6 protein-coding genes are annotated in these 17,762 nt (G+C 69.0%); 5 read left to right on the top strand and 1 reads right to left on the bottom strand.

Features of this window, described 5'->3' with window-relative positions; all coding sequences use genetic code 11:
• Positions 1-78: 78 nt before the first annotated feature.
• Positions 79-12,327: a hypothetical protein gene (locus ABLE43_RS15410; RefSeq protein WP_348979264.1), complete on the bottom strand. Its 12,249-nt coding sequence runs from the start codon at positions 12,325-12,327 to the stop codon at positions 79-81.
• A 167-nt stretch (positions 12,328-12,494) separates the two neighbouring features.
• On the opposite strand from ABLE43_RS15410, the gene fliQ reads away from it, so the two are divergent.
• The 5 genes from fliQ to ABLE43_RS15385 are packed head-to-tail and all read left to right on the top strand — an operon-like array spanning position 12,495 to position 17,760.
• On the top strand, positions 12,495-12,764 hold the full coding sequence (gene fliQ / locus ABLE43_RS15405) for a flagellar biosynthesis protein FliQ (RefSeq protein ID WP_348979263.1): 270 nt from the start codon (positions 12,495-12,497) through the stop codon (positions 12,762-12,764).
• 8 nt (positions 12,765-12,772) lie between these two features.
• The gene (locus ABLE43_RS15400; RefSeq protein WP_348979262.1) at positions 12,773-13,528 is read left to right on the top strand and encodes a flagellar biosynthetic protein FliR; all 756 of its coding nucleotides are present in this window, start codon (positions 12,773-12,775) and stop codon (positions 13,526-13,528) included.
• The gene (locus ABLE43_RS15395; RefSeq protein ID WP_348979261.1) at positions 13,528-14,595 is read left to right on the top strand and encodes an EscU/YscU/HrcU family type III secretion system export apparatus switch protein; all 1,068 of its coding nucleotides are present in this window, start codon (positions 13,528-13,530) and stop codon (positions 14,593-14,595) included. Before ABLE43_RS15400 ends, ABLE43_RS15395 begins: the two co-directional genes overlap by 1 nt.
• A gap of 5 nt (positions 14,596-14,600) precedes the next feature.
• Positions 14,601-16,640 carry a flagellar biosynthesis protein FlhA gene (locus ABLE43_RS15390; protein WP_348979260.1) on the top strand — a complete coding sequence of 680 codons (2,040 nt, stop codon included), beginning with the start codon at positions 14,601-14,603 and terminating at the stop codon, positions 16,638-16,640.
• Between the two features lie 4 nt (positions 16,641-16,644).
• Positions 16,645-17,760, top strand: coding sequence for a tetratricopeptide repeat protein (locus tag ABLE43_RS15385; RefSeq protein WP_348979259.1), 1,116 nt, complete (start codon positions 16,645-16,647; stop codon positions 17,758-17,760).
• The last annotated feature ends 2 nt before the right edge of the window (positions 17,761-17,762 follow it).

Raw genomic sequence — 17,762 nt, 5'->3', positions numbered from 1 at the left:
GCGTGCTGAAGATCAACGGCCTCGCAACCATCAGCGAGGATGTCGTGGAAGCCGCCCGCAGCACCCTCGTCATCGGCGTCACCTAGTGCTGACATTCGTGACATTTACCGCTGAAAGCCACAGTGTAGCGGTCCAGGTTACTGTTTTTCCATTTTGACGCCATTGATACTTGATCGTCGCGCCGCTCTCGCTCGCCGCACGATTCATCGCCCCCTTACATGATGGGCAAGGCGGACTCTGCCCCGTAATCGTCATGCGACCACCAGGCTCAAGCTCCATGCTGCGCACCGCTCTTGCCTCAGTATGCGACGCCAACGTGTTCCTTGGGAAGCCAAGCGCCTGCTCTTCCAGCGTCATATTGCCGCTGACGAACCGTTCGTGCGCAACGACATTGCCTGATGCGTCCCGCACCAGCACGTTAGCGTTGTGGTGGAGAGGATCGACGCCCTTCGGTCCCAAGCGGGGAACCAGCTTTGCCGCTTCACTCTCAGCGGCAAACGCGCGAATGGTACCAGGCGTCGCGTCGAACCCGGCTATAACCGGGGGCTCCAACGAGTAGCGATGTAGATTCGAGTCGATCTCGCTGATGATCGGATTGTCGCCGACAGCGCTTCCTGCCCCTTGGCGGAGCAAGCGAACTCCCGCTCCCAGACCGATCACCCCGCCGGCAAGATCGAGCCGTGAAGACGCGCCGTCACCAAAGGCCAGATCGAGCGGCCGCTCCGTCTTGCCCAGCGCCGCCGTACCGATACCGCCGACATTGTTCAGGCTTGCCGACATATCGAGGATTCCGGCAATGGTGCCGACCAGCCCGCCCTCCACCATTGCCGGTAGCACGAGCGGTGCCATCCATGCGGCAATGGCACCCCCGAAAATCAGGTCGATCTGCGCGACCTGGCCCGCAGCCTTCGCATCGTTCATGAGAATGTTGCGGAAGTTCTCGCTGAACGCTTCTTCCCAAGGCGAATAGTCGTAGCCGGGAAGCTTGCCCGCTTCAAAATTCTCCCGGCGCAGCGCCCATGTCATGAGATCGCGTGCGGGCGGGATTTCCGAAACGGAGCCGAGCGGCATCGTCTCGGGATCCTCGACGGTCACGGTTCCGCGCAGGGCCGGTCGCCCCGGCGCGTTGCCGGTCGCATGGAAACCCGCGTGCGAGTTCGGGGACAGCGGCGGCGGGGGCCCGCCGCCACCTGTCACCCCGCTATCCTGCAACAACGCGCCGACATCGGCAGTCAGGCGCGGAGCGCTGGCTTGCGCGCGCGCAAGTGCCCGCCGCTCGACGGCGGCAGCCACGCTCGCCCCCACGACCCGCCCGATGGTCGTCCCGATCACATCGGGCAGCACCGCCAGCACATTGTCGCCGAAGCTCGTGCCCGTCGCGATCGAGCGCGTCGCAGCCCCCGCGATCGCCGAGGCCGCACCCGCCTTGATCTGCCGCCACGTGCCGGTCTTGCCATCGCTCACCAGGTCGCCGACGCCGCCCGCGACGCCCGCCACCGCCAGCCCCACGAAGTCGAAGCGCTGCTGCAACCCCAGCGCCAGCGACGTGCCCTGCGTCAGCACATTGCCCAGCACCCCGCGACCGATCCCCGCCAGCACCCCGCTCGACGAACCCAGCAGCCCCGCGCCGCCGACCCCGCCGCCGATCGCCGCCAGCGCCACCCCCTTCCAGCTGAACCGGTCCTGCAGCCCCGTCGCCACCGCAAGTCCCTGCCCCACGATCGAGCCCGCCGCACCCGCCAGCGCGCCGCCCGCGATCGTCGAGAAGGTCCCGATCGCCGCCGCCGTCGCGGTAAGCGCCGTGCCGCTCGCCGTCGCGACCGTCGCCGTCGCCGCCGCGCCGAACAGCCCCTTGATCGCGCCCGCCACCGCCGGGCTCAGATGCACCGCCGCGACGATCGCCACCGCCGCCACCAGCACCGCCCCCAGCGCGCCGCACTTGTTGCGTCGCCCGCGCGGGGCCGCGCTCGTCGGGTTCAGCGCCTCGCTCGCGCTCACCTCCCCGATCGCGAGCGACGGGTCGTAGGGCGTGAAGCTCGTCGCCGCATTGGCGTTGCGCGTCACCCCCGCCGGGATCGTCAGTCGCTGCCCCTCGAACAGCGTCGCCCCCGCGGTCAGCCCGTTCGCCTGACCCAAGAGGTACCACAGGTTCGCATCGCCCCACAGCGCACGCGCCACGTCCGCCAGCGTCTCACCGCCCCGCGCCGCATAGCTGCCGCCCGACGAACCCTGGTTGTAGGCGTTGAGGACGTCCGGCGACTGGCCCGCCTGCCGGTAGTCGCTCGGGCCATAGTCGCCGTCCCGGAACGGACCGGTCCAGCCGTTGCGTTGCAGCCGGTTCAGCGACTCGTCGTAGCTCACCGCGCTCGTACCGTCGTTGCCGACCTGCAACTGCTGCTCGCCGTCGAAACGGTAGGTCACCTCGTGCGGCATCGTGCTGCCCGACGTCACCGCCTCCTTGCGCTCCACTACCTGACCGGCGAGGTCGGTCCGATACGTCACCGTCCGCGGGCGGCCGTCGCTGATCGTCACCGACTCCAGCACGCCCGTCGTGTCGTAGCCATGGCTCGTCGAGCGCCCGCTCTGGCCGGTCGTCGTCACGCTCGTCGACGACAGCACCGGGCCACCGTACCAGTCGTAGTAGTTCTCGGTCGTCGTTGTGCCCGACCAGGTGCCCGGCGCGGTGATCTCCGTCGTCGTCGCGGTGTTGGCCGTCGACGGGACGGTATAGCTCGCCACCGTCGTCGTCATCGCGTTGCCGAACGCATAGTCGCCGCCCCGCTCATAGGCGAACGTCGTCACCGAGCGGGTGATCGGCCGGTCCTGCGCATTGGTCGAGGTGCTGTACTGCACCAGGACCGTCGTGTCGCTCGACATGCGCCCCATATCGTCATAGCCGACCGAGCGCTGCCGGATGACGTCCTGCCCGTCGCCGCGGAACTCGACCTGCGTCGTCAGCCGGCCGAGCGCGTCATAGCCATAGCGCGCGATCGTGCCGCCCGCGTCGGTGGCAGCCGTGTAGCGCTCGTGCGGCTTGCTGTCCGCCTGATACTTCTTCTCGGTGGTCGTGAACCTGACGTCGAGCACGCCGCCCGACGCCGCGTAGCGGTAATCCTCGCGCTCCACGAGGCCGACGTTGTACGTCTCATATTGCGGCGGGTCCGGATCAAATTCCTGTTCGACCGTCGTGTTGCCGCCGTCGTGCACGGTCGGCGGCGGCCCGCTCCCCTGATTGACCTGTCGTGTCCTCGTCGTCTCGCGGAAGCGCTGGACGGTTTCCTGCCGCCCGAGCGCGTCGTAGGTGATCCGGGTACTGCCGTCGGCGGCGTAGAGATTGAACGCCTCGGGCGCGTCGGGGGCGGACACCTTTACCGCAAGACCGCCGCGCAGCGTCACCCGGTTGCGCGCGTCGTACCCGAACCGCTCCGTCGTGGTCTGCGTGGTGGCGGTGACCAGCGATTTCGCGGTGCGTTCGGTCGACCGGATGTTGCCGACCGCGTCATGGGTGTGCGTGACCTTGGCGGCGGCGGTCGCGGTGCCGCCCGCTTCCTCCCAGCCCGTGCGCCAGCCCAGCGCGTTATAGGTCGCGGTCGCGTTCTGGAACTGGACCTGGACCCGGGGATTTCCCTCCCATCGCCACGACTTCTCGGAGGTCTTGCGGCCGTTGCTGTCGTAGACGGCGTCGGTCTGCAACGCCTTCTGGAGCGTGGTGCCGCTCTGGTCCTCGCGCAGTACCGTTGCGACCAGCCCGGTATTGAGCGTGGTGTAGGTCGTCTGGCGCTTGACGGTCCCGCCCGACCGTTCGGTCCGGATCGTCGAAGCGGTCAGGCGACCGCCCCGGTCATAGGTGTTGCGGGTGAACATGCCGCCCATGTCCCGCGTCAGCAGCACGCGACCGAAGGCATCGGTTTCGGTCACCTGCGCCTTGGAGAACACGACGTCGTCGGACTCGCCGAGTGCGGGATTGAACGTGGTGGCGGTCTCTTCCCAATAGCCATGGGGATAGGTCGCAGGGTCGGAAGACCCGCTGTTCCACACGCGCCGCGTCACGGTGATGTCGGCCTCGCTCCCGCCGAAGCTCCGCGCGAAATACACCCGGCCCTGCGCGTCATATTTGGAAACCGCCGCCTGCGACTGGGTCTGCACCGCATTCCAGTGCAGCGTGCGGTTGCCGCGTTCGTCGTAGCGATAGTGTTCTGCGATCCCGCCGGGACGTTGAATCTCGATCAGCCGACCCATCCGGTCATAGGTCATGTCGGTCTGCTGCCCGAGCTCGTCGACGCTCTGCCGCAGGTCGCCATAGCCGTCATAGACCATGCTGACGCTGGTGCCGTCGGCGTGCCATTGCTCCGTGACCATCGCCTCGGCACCGCCATAGCCGGTGCCCGCCAGCAGGAGCCGGCTTTCGCGCCGGCCCAGCGCGTCCTCGCTGCCGATCCTGCGCCCGGACCGGTCGTAGAAATACTGGTCGGTCGGGGTGCCGAGGCCGATGATCTTGGCGTCGCGATGGACGTCGATCTGCGGACGCTGGAGCCGGATCAACCGGCCCATGGCGTTATAGGCATATTCGGTCTTGTTGTTCAGATAGTCGGTTTCCGACGCGACCTCGCCGAACGCATTGTAGGTGATCGAACGCGACCGCGACTGGCGGCTATAGCTCCGCGTGTCGTTGGCACCCGCGGTGTAGCTGCCGTTCTCCGCGAAGGGTTCGGTGATCGACGTGACCTGCCCGCGCCCGTCGCTCGCCTGGAACGTCATGTACAGGCCCGCGACATGGGTGCCGCCGATCGCCGCGTTGCCGACCTTCGCCTTGGCCAGCGCCTGGTCCAGCGTCGCGCCTACCAGATCGGCAAGGTCGAGATTGGCGATCGTCAGCGTCTGACGCCCCGCCTTGTCGTGGACGGTGTAGCGCCACACGCCGTCTCCGGCGTTGGTGGCGACCAGCCGCCCGGCATTGTCGTAGCGATATTGTTCCTGCGCGGGCACCGTGCCCGTCCCGCCGCCGATGCTCCGGGTCTTCAGTTCGCCGAAGCCGGTGTAGGTCGTGCGAACGACATCATAGTCGTTCCCTTCCTTGTGGCTGCGCTTCCACTCCGTTCCGGTCCAATAGGCCCGGCCCTCGCTCAGCACCCGACCGAGCACGTCGCGCGTGTACAGCGTCGCCTCGGTCGTGGGGACCGCCGTGCCGGCACTGTTCAACTCGTTGCGGATACCCTCCTCGATCATCAGGTCGCCGGCGAGATTGTAGCGCCGGGTGGTGACGTTGCCCTCCGCATCGGTCGTGGTCTTCAGCCGTCCGCCCGCGTCATAGCTATGGCGCGTCGTGCGGAACGTCGCGGTCGCGCCGCTCCCGGTCCATTGATCGGTGCGGATCAGGTTGCCGAGCGCGTCGTAGAAATAGCTGACGCGCGGCTCGGTGGTCGCGCCGCTGTGATCGGTGAACCCGCCGCGGATCTCGGCGCGCAATCGCCCGGCGCGGTCGTAGCCGTAGCGGGTGACGTCGCCGGTCGCCTCGGTCTTGGCATAGACCTGCCCCCTGGCGTCATAGGCGTAGCGGACGCTCTGGTCGCGCTCCCCGGTCCCGGTCAGCTCGGTGATGACACCCTCGGCCCCGACCGCATAGGCCTTGACCCCCAGCCGGGTCTCGCTGGTGCGGCGACCGTTGCGGTCGTAGGTGAAGGTCGTGACGCGATCGTCGGTCGATGCGGCGGGCGCGGCGAAACCGCCCGCGGCGTCGACGGTCGCACGGTCGGCGGTCCGCCGTTCGCGCACGACGTTCGATTCGGCGTCATACTGCCATTCGGTGACATAGTTCTCGCCGTCGGTCTGGCGCAGTTTGCGCCCTGCGCGGTCGTAGACCGCATAGGTGCCGATCCCGGTCGGATCGACCGTCTGCACGACATTGCCGTTCGCATCGTAGCGGAAGCTGGTCCGCAGATTCCCCACGCCGGTCGCGAAGCTGCCCGCGCCGCCGCTGCCCGAGAGCACGCCGACCACTTCCTGCGCCTCGACCCGGTTCAGCGCGTCGTGGAAGTACAGCGTCTCGCGCACCTCGCCGCCCGGTGCGCCCGGCACGGCACCGCGCGCATCGGCGGGGAGCGCGATCGGCGTGCCGTAGATCTTCGCCGACGTCAGATTGCCGTTCGCGTCGTACCGCCACGTCGACAGGGTTCCGAGCGCGTCGACCTCGGCGACCTGGCGATCCAGCGCATCGTACCAGCGCAGCGTCCGCGCGCCGCGCGGGTCGGTCTGCTCGATCACATTGCCGCGCCGGTCGTAGACGAAACGCTCGATCGGCGGCGCGGGCGGCTGGACGGCGAAGTTCGCATCGACCGATTCGACCGGCATGCTGTGGCGCTCGACCAATCGTCCGAGCCGGTCGTAGCCGTACCAGGTGCTGCGTTCGCTCGCCTGTCCGGCGGCCTCGACCCGCCGGAGCATGTTGCCGAGCCCGTCATATTCGTAGCGGGTCAGCGTGCCGCCGTCCGACGCGATCGGCCGGGCGGAGGCATCGGCGGACGGCCGCCGCCCCTCGTACACGCCGAACTGTTCGTAATGTTGCAGCGGGTCCATGTTCGCGGCCCGCACGTCGGCATTGTTGGCGAGATAATAGGCCGGATCGAAGAAGGCGTTGGGCCTGCGCCCCTCGCGCCAGCCGTGATTGGTCCAGTGCCACCGCAGGTCGGTGTCGTTCACCCCGGCAAGATCGGAATTGGTCGAACGATAATAGGCGAGGTCGAGATCGACCGCCGAAGCCTCCTGCTGCAACACGGAGGCATCGGCGCCGTTCGCGCCGCCCGCGCTGGATTCGCCGACCAGCAGGCCGCGCCGGTCATAGGCCTTGCGCGAGATGCCGCCGCGCTGGTCCTGATACTGCACCGCATTGCCGAACGCATCGTACCAGCGCTGCTCGACGCCGCCCTCGGCATCGGTCGTCGCGATCACCCGGCCCAGCCGGTCGTAACGGAAGCGGGTCGTCGCGTCCCCGGCATCGCCCGCGACGCTCGGCAGCGTGCCGACGGCGGCGGCGTTGGTCGCGCGATTGGCGCGCCGGGTGACGGCCACCATGTCGCCGAGCAGGTCGTAGCTCGTCTCGGTGACATAATCCTCGGCATCGCGCTCGACGACCAGCCGGTCCAGCTTGTCGTAATAGCGATAGGTCGCGTTGCCGCGCGCATCGACCGTCCGCACGACGTTGCCGAAGGCGTCATGCTCGAACCGCACCGTCCCGTTCAACGCATCGGTCGTGCTGGTCCGGCGGCCCGCCCGGTCATAGCCGTGCACCGTGCGGCGCGACAGCGCATCGACCTCGGCGACGACATTGCCCAGCCCGTCATATTCGAAGCTGGTGGTCGCGGCAGCGGCCGTTCCCGCGGCCAGCGTCCGGCTGCGCACCCGCCCCGCGCCGTCATAGGCATAGGTGGTCGTCACCGCCTCCGGGGTGCCGTAGGCGCGGGTTTCCGACTGGACGAGGCCGTTCGCGCCATAGACGCTGCGGGTACGGATGCCTTCGCCGTCCACCGCCTCGACCAGCCGCCCGAGCGTGTCATAGCCGTAGCTGGTGGTGACGCCCGGCGTGCCGAGTTGCGCGGCGATACCCGCGATCGTCGAGGAATCGTCGGCGACGACCCGGTTGCCCCAGCGCATCGTGCGCAGCACCTGCCCGTCGGCATCGCGCTCGCTGCCGGTGACATAGCCCTCGCCGTCGATCGAATAGCGTTCCTGCCCGGCGGCGTCGTAGAAGGATCGGACCGTCCGGTCGTCGGCGGCGGCATTGGTGCGCGCCCACTGGTCCATGTACAGTTTCGACGGCACGCTGGCCGTCGCGAGCCGCCTGGCATAGGCGGTGGTGCGGATGCGCAGGCCCTGCGCGTCATAGCCATGGCCGACGACCGCGCCTTCGGCATCGATCGCATAGGCCAGCCGCCCGGCGCGGTCATAGACCGCGAAGCTCGACCGGTTGCCGGGCAGGTTCCCCAGCCCCTGCTGCGCGACCGCGTCGCGGACCGAGGCATAGGTATAGACCGGCAGCGCACCCGTCGACAGGGCGTAGCGGATCGTCTGGACCGGTCCGCCCGGCGAGGCCGCGCCCTCCCCGCTGTCGTAGCGATATTCGATCAGGGTACCGGCATTGTCCGCCGTGAAGCGCAGCAGCCCCTGATTGTCGTAGAAATAGCGGCGGTCGTGATCGAGCGCGGCATAGCCGGTGCTCGCCGCCAGCTGGGCATAGGAGCCGGTCGCGCGCAGCGTGGCGGTGGTGGCGGTGGCGGAGGCCAGTTCGCGGACCTTACGCCCGGCGGCGTCATATTCGGTGCGGCGGAAATAGCCCTCGGCGTCGAGCGCGCCGATCAGCCGCCCGTTGCGATCGTAGAAGTTGCGCGCCACCGCATCCTGATCGCTGGGCACCGGACGCACCAGTCCGGCCGGCGGATTCCCGAAGAAGGCGCCGATCGTGCCGGCGTCCAGCCGGTTGCGATACTGGCGGGTCCACGCCACCTGATCGTTGATGGTATAGCCATATTCGACGACGCTGCCCGCGCTGTCGGCGCGCCCGGTCAGCCGCCCCTTGCCGTCATAGACGTTCCACGTCGCCAGATCGTCGGCATGCGCTGCCGGGCGGATCTGGGCGATGTCGACCCGTCCGCCGCCCGCCAGCGTATCGAGCCACGCGCGCGTGACCGCGGCGCCGTGCTGGACCGTCGCGGTCAGCTGCCCGGCGGGATTGTAGCGATATTCGGTGATCTGCCCGCCATGGGCGATGTCGGCCACCTTGCGCCCGGCATCGTCGTACAGCCAGTAGCTGGCGTTGCCGAGGGCATCGACGCGCATCCGCGGTCGCCCGAGCGGGTCGTAGACGAAGCGTTCCGCCCCGTTCACCATCGCGCTGCCCGACCGGCTGCTGGCGATCAGTTCCCCGGCGCGGTTGTAGGTCGATACCGTCGTCAGCCCTGTGCCGATCGCCATGATCGTGCGCGCGTTGCGATCGTCGAACACGATCCGCGTCGTGGCGCCCTGCGCATCGGTCGAGGCGATCAGCCGTCCCAGCCCGTCATAGACGAAGCGTTCCTGCGCGGGCAGCGCGCTCGGATCGCCGCTGCCGCTGCCCTCGATCGTGGGGGTGCCCGACGACGCGCTCCAGCCCGCAAGGTCGCTCGTTTGAAAGGTATCGACGATCGCGGGCTGGCCGACGCGCACGCTGTCGATCGCGAAGGATTCATTATGGGCGGGTTCGTCGAACGCCGCGCCGAAGCCGACGCGCAGCGAACCGCCCGCCCCTTCGAGTTCGATCTCGACGCGATACTTCTGGTCCGGATAGACCGTTGATCCGACGATCTGGCGCTCGGCACCCAGCGGGGTCACGCGATAACTGCCGCGCAGGCCGCCGAAGGTGAAACTGCCGTTCCGGGTCGGGGCATCGGTGAACATGCGCAGCTGCACGTCGAACGCGCGGTTGCCGTTCAGGAACACCGACAGCGTCTCGTCGTCCCAGCTGTCGAGCCGCATGAACTCGAAATCGACGTTGGTGCGCGGCTGGGCGGGGTTGAGCGAATAGGTCTTGGTCAGCGCCTCGCTGCCGCCGGTGGAGCCGATCGGGCCGATCGCCGCGCCGATCCCGCCCTGATCGGTGCGCTGCGTCGCCAGCAGCGGGGCGGGCTGTCCGTTCAGCATCCATCCGGCGGTGCCGGTCTCGAAATCGTCGAACGCCGCGTCCTGCGCGACCACGACATTGTCGATGCCGAAGGATTCGTTGTCGCGTCCCTCATCGAGCGTCGAGGACAGCCCGAACACGACCGCCTGGCCGGTGCCGCGCAGGTCGAGGTGCATGCGGTACACCCGGTCGCCGTAGTTGCCCAGTCCGGCGAGATAGCCGTCCTTCCCGCTCGACACGATCGTCCAGGTGCCGGTGATCCCCCCGACCGAAATCTGCCCGGACCAGTTGTCCTGCGACGTGTTGAACGACGCGGGCACGAACGAGAATGCCACGGCGCCGTTCAGATGGACGCGCAGCTTCTCCCCGTCCCAGGTGTCGAGCTTGATGAGATCGGCATCGATCGTGGTGCGCCCGGCTGCCGGGTTCAGCACATAGGTCTTGCTGAGCGTCGGCCCGGTCCCGCCGCGCACGCCGGTTTCGCGGAGGAACCGCCCCAGCCGCCCTTCCTGATCGGCCTGCAGGCTGCCGCGCCGCTGGGTGCGACCGATCAGCTGCCCGGCGCGGTCGTACTGGAAGCTGGTCGAGCTGTAGCCGTCGTTCAGGTTGACGAAGCCGTCGCCGTTGGTCCCGCCATAGCCGATCTGTTCGATGACGTTGCCCTGCGCATCGTAGCGATAGCCGGTGACCATCGCCGCGCTGCGGTCCTGCCCGTTCAGCCAGTCGGCCATCTGCGTCATGCTGGGCACGCCGTTCCAGCCCAGCATCGGCAGGTAGAATTGCTGCTGGGTATAGGCGACGGTCCATTCGACCTGCCCCGCCGCGTCGTAGCGGCGCTGCGTCACCCCGCCCTCGCCGTCGATGACATAGGCGAGCCGCTTGGCGGAATCATAGACATAGCGGGTGACGCTCGGCCCCGCCCCGTCGGCATAGTCGCCGAAGCCCGGTGCCTCGGTCCGCCCCGCCGCGACGCGCACGACCGTCGGCTCGACCATCAGGATGTGACCGTCGCCCGCTCCGCTCGGGCTGCCGTAGAGTTCGAGCCGCCCCGTGGCCGCGCCCGCCGGGACCTCGAACGCCTTGGCGACCTTGCTGTCGTAGGGCTGGGCACCGTGCACCGTGGCGATCGCGGTGCTGCCGACCCCCTGTCCGCTGGCGTCGGTCCACCAGACAACCAACGTCATGCTGCCAATCGGCGCCGGTGCCTCCAGCCCGGTTCCGACATAGAGCCATTCGCCTCCCTGGACCGCGAAAGGGGCCGAACCGATCGACAGGACCTGTCCGGCCGCCGTCGCCCGGTAATGGCCCCGGATGAAGTTCTTGCCCCCGGCGGTCCCGGTGGTGATCGGCCCGCTGACGATGTTGTTCGGATTATACGGATAGCCCCAGCCCTCGCTGGAGAAGGACACGGCGGCATTGTGCACGCGGTTGGCGTCGCGCGCCTCGGTCAGCAGCTGGTTGTCGGCGTTGTACGTCCGCACGATGACCCCGCCGTCCGGCTCCAGCGTCATCACATTGTTGCCGTTCAGGTCATAGGCGTGGCGGGTCACGCGTCCGGCGGCGTCGGTGACGCTGTCGACGTCGCCGTTCATGGTGTAGGTGAAGCGCGTGACCTGCTGCGCCGCGCCGCTGACGGCGGGAGGTGCGGTCAGCGTGCGGAGCGATCCGTCCGCATTATAGTCGAACCGGGTGTGCTGCCCCGCCGGATCGGTGACGGTGGTCGCCCCGTTCTCATAGGCGATGGTCGTGACCCGCTCGCTCGTTCCCGCGACCGCCTGCGCCATCCGCTCGACCCGGCCCGAGGCGTCATAGGTCAGGGACAGCAGCGACCCGTCCGACTGGGCGATCGACGCGATATATTGCGAGCTGCCGTGGTAGCTGTAGGTGGTGACATAAGTGTCGCCGTCGACCGTCAGATCGTCGTCGGGGCTGAGGTCCACCTCGACCGTCTGCAACCGGTTGAGCGAATCATATCCATATCGGGTGCGTGTCGAAGATCGCGACAATCCGGTCGCCGGATCGATATAGGTCGTGACGGTCGAGCCGATGTTGTTGGTGCCGGCATTCCAGCGATACTCGATCGTGCCGCGGCTGCCGGTCACGCCGTCGGCGGTCTGCATCCGCAACAGCCGCCCGTTCTCGTAGGTGAAGCTGATCCGGTTGCCGCTGCTGTCGGCGATCTCGCTGATCTGCTGGTCGGGCCCGCCATAGCTCTCGACCGTCTGGCTGTCGCCGTCGGTCCAGCGCCACATCTGGTCGTAGCGCAGCCGGTCATGCGCGCCGGTGCCCTCGGTCGAGACATAGGCGTTCGCGCCGCCGTCCCAGGTGAAGGTGACGACCGACCCGTCGGCGGCGGTGCGCTTCACCGTGCTGCCCGCGGCGTTGAGCGTGCCGGTCAGCCCGTGCACCCGGCGCTGGTTGCCCATGCGCCAGTTGTCGCCGTTGTCGTCGGTGCGGTCGCCCCGGCTGTTGTAGGTGCGCAGGATCGCCGCGTCCGGCCCGCGCCCGACGAGGAACTCGTCGCGCTGCGACACGATAAGATTGCCGTTGGCGGCGTTCAGCATCACCTGTTCGCCGCTGCGCCCCATGGCGGCGCCGCCCATCGTCCCGCCGCTGCCGAGCAATGCACCCGAACCCCGTTCGAATCCGGTGCCCGCCCCGGTAAAGATCGCAACCATTCCGCCATGCCCCCGCGACCGGCACCGCGCAACGCAGGTGCCGCATGGCATCCCGGTCGCGGGGAAAGCGGATAAGTTTAGGCCGATTTTCCTCGAAAACGGCGGCAGTTCGCCGATACGCGCGCCGCCCGCCGTCCTATCCCGCCCGCGGGGATGGGAAGTGGGACATGGAAGCCGACCGGGCGCTCAATCTGCTGGACGACATGCTGTGGCAGGGACTGATCCTGACCGCGCCGATCCTGCTGGCGACGCTGGCGATCGGGCTGGTCATCAGCGTGTTCCAGGTCGCGACCCAGATTCAGGAGGCGACGCTCAGCTATGTGCCCAAGCTGCTGGTCGCCGCCGGGCTGCTGATCCTGCTCGGGCCGTGGATGATGACGCGGATGACCGATTTCGCGCGCGGCCTCTATCTCGCCATTCCGGCGCTGGTCGGCTGAGGGCGGACATGGACCCGATCGTGCAGCAGGCGACGGCGACCTTGCTGGTGTCGCTGCGCATCGCGCCGACCCTCGCCTTCGCCCAGCCGTTCACGCTGATCCGGGTGCCCGCGATCGTCCGCCTGATGCTGTCGATCGCGCTGGCGGCATGGCTGGTCGCGGGCAACCCCGGCGCGACATGGCGCGCGCCGGTGTGGCAGCAGGGCTTTCCCGTGCTGGCGGTCGGCGAACTGCTGCTCGGCATCGCGCTGGCGCTGGCGCTGCAACTGGCGTTCGCCGCGCTGCTGGTCGCGGGGCGGACGATCGACATCCAGGCGGGATACGGCCTTGCCGTGCTGGTCGATCCGTCGCTGCGCAGCCAGATGCCGCTGATCGGCACGGTATTCGCCTATGCGGCGGGCGCGGTGTTCTTCGCGACCGACGGCCCGGCGAAGCTGCTGGCGATCTGGGCCGGATCGCTCGAACGCGCGCCGCTCGGCAGCGCCTTCGCGGCGACGCGGCCCGACGTGCTGATCGGCTATGTCTCGGCGGTGTTCCTGCTCGCCTTCGGGCTGGCGGGGCTGGTGATGCTGGTGCTGTTCCTCGCCGACCTCGCCGTCGCACTGATGTCGCGCACCCTGCCGCAGATGAACGTCCTGCTGCTGGGGTTCCAGGTCAAGACGCTGGCGACGCTGGCCATGCTGCCGGTGGCACTGGCACTGTCGGGCGCGCTGTTCGCGACGATCGTCGCCTATGCGCTCGACACCATGGCCGAGGGCGTCTGATGGCCGACGCCCCCGAACAGAACCGCAGCGAGGCGCCGACCCCGTTCAAGCTGCAGAAGGCGCGGGAGAAGGGACAGGTCGCCCGCAGTCCCGAACTCGGCTTCCTCGCCGGGCTGCTCGCGCTGATCGGCTTCGTGTCGGTCGCCGGACCGGCACTGGTCGCGACGCTGGCGCAGGCGATGCGGATCGCGCTGTCGAGCGGCTTTGCCGAGGGGATCGAACCGGCGGGTGCGGCGGGGCTGCTCGCGCGCCTCTACGGCACGATCCTGTCGCCGCTGCTGCTGCTCGGCGGCACGCTGGTCGGGATCGTCATCCTGCTCGAACTGATCCAGTTGCGCGGATTCGTCCTGACCTTTCACCCGCTCAAACCCGACTGGTCGCGGCTCAATCCGGCCAAGGGGCTGAAGCGGCTGTTCACGCTGCGCATGCTGAAGGAAACGCTCAAGAGCCTCGCCAAGTTCGCCGCCTATGCCGCCGCGACCTGGGTGGTGGTGCGCGGCGTGGTTACGGCCGAAGGGCAGGTCGCAGGCGACGGCGAGCGGATCGCGACGCTGCTGCACACCGCCGGGCTGCGCCTCGCCTTCGCGTTCCTGCTGGTCGCGGTGGTCTTTGCGATCCTCGACCAGTTGCTGGTCCGGCGCGAATTCACCCGCCAGATGCGGATGAGCCGCCGCGAGGTGACGCGCGAACACCGCGAGCGCGAAGGCGAACCGCGCATCAAGCAGCGCCGCAAACAGCTCCACCGCGAGATGACCGCACAGGGCAAGGGCAGCGTGGCGGGCAGCGACCTGCTGATCGTCAATCCGGAGCATTTCGCGGTGGCGCTGCGCTACGACGATGCGGCGATGACGGCGCCGGAGGTCGCGGCGAAGGGCCGGGGCGAGCATGCGCTCAACCTGCGGCGCGAGGCGGGATGGCGCGGCATCCCGATCGTCGCCGATCCGCCGCTTGCCCGCGCGCTGTTCCGCGCCTGCACGATCGGCGCGACGATTCCCGGCGACCGGTTCGAGGCGGTCGCCGCCCATTACATCGCCCTGCGCCGCGCGCAGGCCGCCGAACGGACCTGAACCCCATGTCGACCGCTCCCGCCGCTGCCGCGGATGTCCTGCCGCGCGGCAATCGCGACCTTGCCCTCGTCGTCGCGACGATCGGCATCCTCGTCATCCTGTTCGCGCCGATCCCCCCGGCGCTGCTCGACCTCGCGATCATCGCCAACTTCGGGCTGGGGCTGACGATCATGCTGCTGACCTTCTATGTCGGCAGACCGGTCGAATTCTCGACCTTTCCCTCGCTGCTGCTGGTCGCGACGCTCTATCGCCTGTCGCTCAACGTCGCGGCGACGCGGCTAATCCTGACCGGGGGCGATGCGGGCGACGTGATCGGATCGATCGGCGCGTTCGCGGTACGCGGCAATTTCGTCATCGGCCTCGTCGTGTTCGCGATCCTGGTCGTCGTGCAATATGTCGTCGTCACCGCAGGCGCGCAGCGCGTGTCGGAAGTGGCCGCGCGCTTCACGCTCGATTCGATGCCGGGGCAGCAGATGAGCATCGACGCCGACCTGAACATGGGGCTGATCGACCGCGACGAGGCGGTCGCCCGGCGCAAGGCGCTGGAGAAGGAAGCGTCCTTCTACGGCGCGATGGACGGGGCGAGCAAGTTCGTGAAGGGCGACGCGATCGCCGGGATCATCATCCTGCTCATCAACATCGTCGCGGGCTGGATCGTCGGCGTGACGCAGATGGGCATGGCATGGTCGCAGGCGCTCCAGCATTTCACGCTGCTGACGATCGGCGACGGCATCGCGACGCAGCTGCCCGCGCTCATCATCTCGATCGCGACCGGCATCATCGTCACCCGATCCGCGTCGGACCGCGAACTGTCGACCGAGGTGTTCCGGCAGCTGGGGTCGGTGCCGCGCATCCCGGTGATCGTCGCGATCGTGCTGCTGGCGCTGCTGCTGCTGCCCGGCATGCCCAAATGGCCGATCGCGGTGATCGCGCTGCTGGCGTTCGTCGCTTGGTGGCGCATCCGCCGCGCACAGGCCGGGGCGAAGCTACCGGCGGTGGACGAGGCGGTCGCCGCCGATACCGGCGCGATCCCCCCGCTCGAAATCCGGCTCGGGCAGCGGCTGGCGCAGGCATGGGGCGGCGAGGGGGCGGTGGTGATGGAGCGCATCGCCGCGCTGCGCCGCGTACACGAGGAACAGTTCGGCATCGCCTTTCCCGCCGTCCGGCTGGCCGACGGTACCGACCTTGGCGACGACCAGTATGAGATCCGCCTGTTCGGCGCGCGCCACGGCACGGCGGACGTGCCGCCCGACCGGGTACTGGCGATTCCGGCGAACGGACAGCGTCCGGCGCTGGACGGGATCGAGACGGTCGATCCGGCCTTCGGCCTGCCCGCATGGTGGATCGTCGCCGGGGCCGCCGATGCCGCGCGTGCCAAGGGCTGCACGATCATCGATCCGCTGACATTGCTGGCCAATCACTTCGGCGAGATCGTGCGCGGCGAGGTGGCGACACTGCTGACCCGTGCGACCGTCGTCGAGCTGCTCGACGGGCTGCGCCGCCGCCAGGGCGGACTGGTCGAGGAGCTGGTGCCGCAGATATTGTCGGTGTCCGACATCCAGCGCGTGTTGCAGAACCTGCTGGGCGAGGGGGTGTCGATCGGCAACATCGACCTGATCGCCGAACATCTGGTCGACCTCGCCCGCACGCAGAAGGACCCGATCGAGCTGACCGAACAGGTCCGCCAGCGGCTGAGCTACGCCATCTGCCACAAGCTGCGCGGGCGGCACGCCGACCTTGCGGTGCTGAGCCTCGACCCCCGGCTGGAGAACCAGCTGGCGGCGAGCGTCGGTCCCGGCGGCGGCGCGATGCAGTTCGATCCCCGGCTCGCCGACCAGCTGATCCGGCGGCTGATGCCGCTCTCCGAGGCGATGTTCCGCGACGGTCGCGCCCCGGTGCTGCTGTGCGGTGCCGAGCTGCGCCGCCACCTGCGCGCGCTGACCCGGCGCAGCCTGCCGCATCTGTCGATATTGTCGGTGGGGGAGATACCGATGCGGATCACGCTCAAATCGTTCGACATCGTCCGCCTCGAACCGCAGGGTTGATGCCATGACCGACGCGCACGCCGCCTATGTCCAGCTTCGCGACTATCTGGCGCACGATCCCGACAATGCCGCGCTGATCGCCGATACCGCGCGCGCCGCCCATGCCGCGGGTGCGTTGGACGCGGCGGCGGCGCTGGCCGACCGGCACGACGCCATTGTCGGGGCGGGGCCGGAGATGGCGCATCTGCGCGGGCTGATCGCGATGGCGCGGCGCGACTGGGCGGCGGCGCGCGGGCAGTTCGAGCGGTTGCGCGCACTCGGCATCGATGCCGCGCCGATCCGCTTCAACCTCGCCTGGTCGCTGGCGATGCTGGGCGAAAAGGACGATGCGCTCGCGCTGCTCGACGCGGAAACGGTCGCGGTGCTGCCCGCCGCCGCGCAGTTGCGGATCGGGATCGAGCATGAGCGCGGCGATCTCGACGCGGCGGAGGCGACCGCCCGTGCCGCGATCGACCGCTTTCCCGGTCATGCCGCGCTGCACGCCGCCGTCGCCACGCTGGCGATCGATCTGGAGGACGCCGATCTCGCGCGGCGCTGTATCGCGGTCGGCGCCATGCTGCCGCCCGCGCTGGCGGCGCAGGGGGTGCTGGCGCTCGCCGACGAGGATGTCGCCACTGCGGCGATGGCGTTCGACGCCGCGCTGGCGGGCGATCCCGGCAACGGACGGGCGCTGATCGGCAGCGGGCTGGTGGCGCTGCACCGCGCCGACCCGCTCGCCGCCGCGCGGCTGCTCGACCGGGGCGCGGCGGTGTTCGGCAACCATCTGGGATCGTGGATCGCGGCGGGCTGGGCATGGCTGATCGGCGGCGACCGCACGATCGCGCGCGAGCGGTTCGAGCGCGCGCTCGCGGTCGATCCGAACTTCGCCGATGCGCATGGATCGCTGGCGGTCATCGATCTGGTGGAGGGCGATATCGCCAGCGGTCGCAGCCGCACCGGGATCGCGCTGCGGCTCGACCGCGCCTGCTTCTCGGGCGCGCTCGCCGCCGCGATCCTCGCCGGCGGTGACGGCGATGCCGCGCGGGCCGAAGCGATCCTGGAGGCAGCCATGTCGGCCCCGCTCGACGGGAGCGGGCGCACCCTCGCCCAGATGCTCGCGCGGATCGGCGGCGCGGCCTGATC

It is taken from the genome of Sphingomonas silueang, from assembly GCF_040049155.1.
In the GTDB taxonomy this organism is placed as follows: domain Bacteria; phylum Pseudomonadota; class Alphaproteobacteria; order Sphingomonadales; family Sphingomonadaceae; genus Sphingomonas; species Sphingomonas silueang.
Note: the sequence above shows the minus strand (reverse complement) of the source record. Positions and strands in the feature narration are given on the sequence as shown.

Coding starts and splice junctions, on each gene's coding strand:
- ABLE43_RS15410 (WP_348979264.1), bottom strand. CDS start 12,327: ATGGTTGCGATCTTTACCGGGGCGGGCACCGGATTCGAACGGGGTTCG.
- ABLE43_RS15385 (WP_348979259.1), top strand. CDS start 16,645: ATGACCGACGCGCACGCCGCCTATGTCCAGCTTCGCGACTATCTGGCG.
- ABLE43_RS15390 (WP_348979260.1), top strand. CDS start 14,601: ATGTCGACCGCTCCCGCCGCTGCCGCGGATGTCCTGCCGCGCGGCAAT.
- ABLE43_RS15400 (WP_348979262.1), top strand. CDS start 12,773: ATGGACCCGATCGTGCAGCAGGCGACGGCGACCTTGCTGGTGTCGCTG.
- fliQ (WP_348979263.1), top strand. CDS start 12,495: ATGGAAGCCGACCGGGCGCTCAATCTGCTGGACGACATGCTGTGGCAG.
- ABLE43_RS15395 (WP_348979261.1), top strand. CDS start 13,528: ATGGCCGACGCCCCCGAACAGAACCGCAGCGAGGCGCCGACCCCGTTC.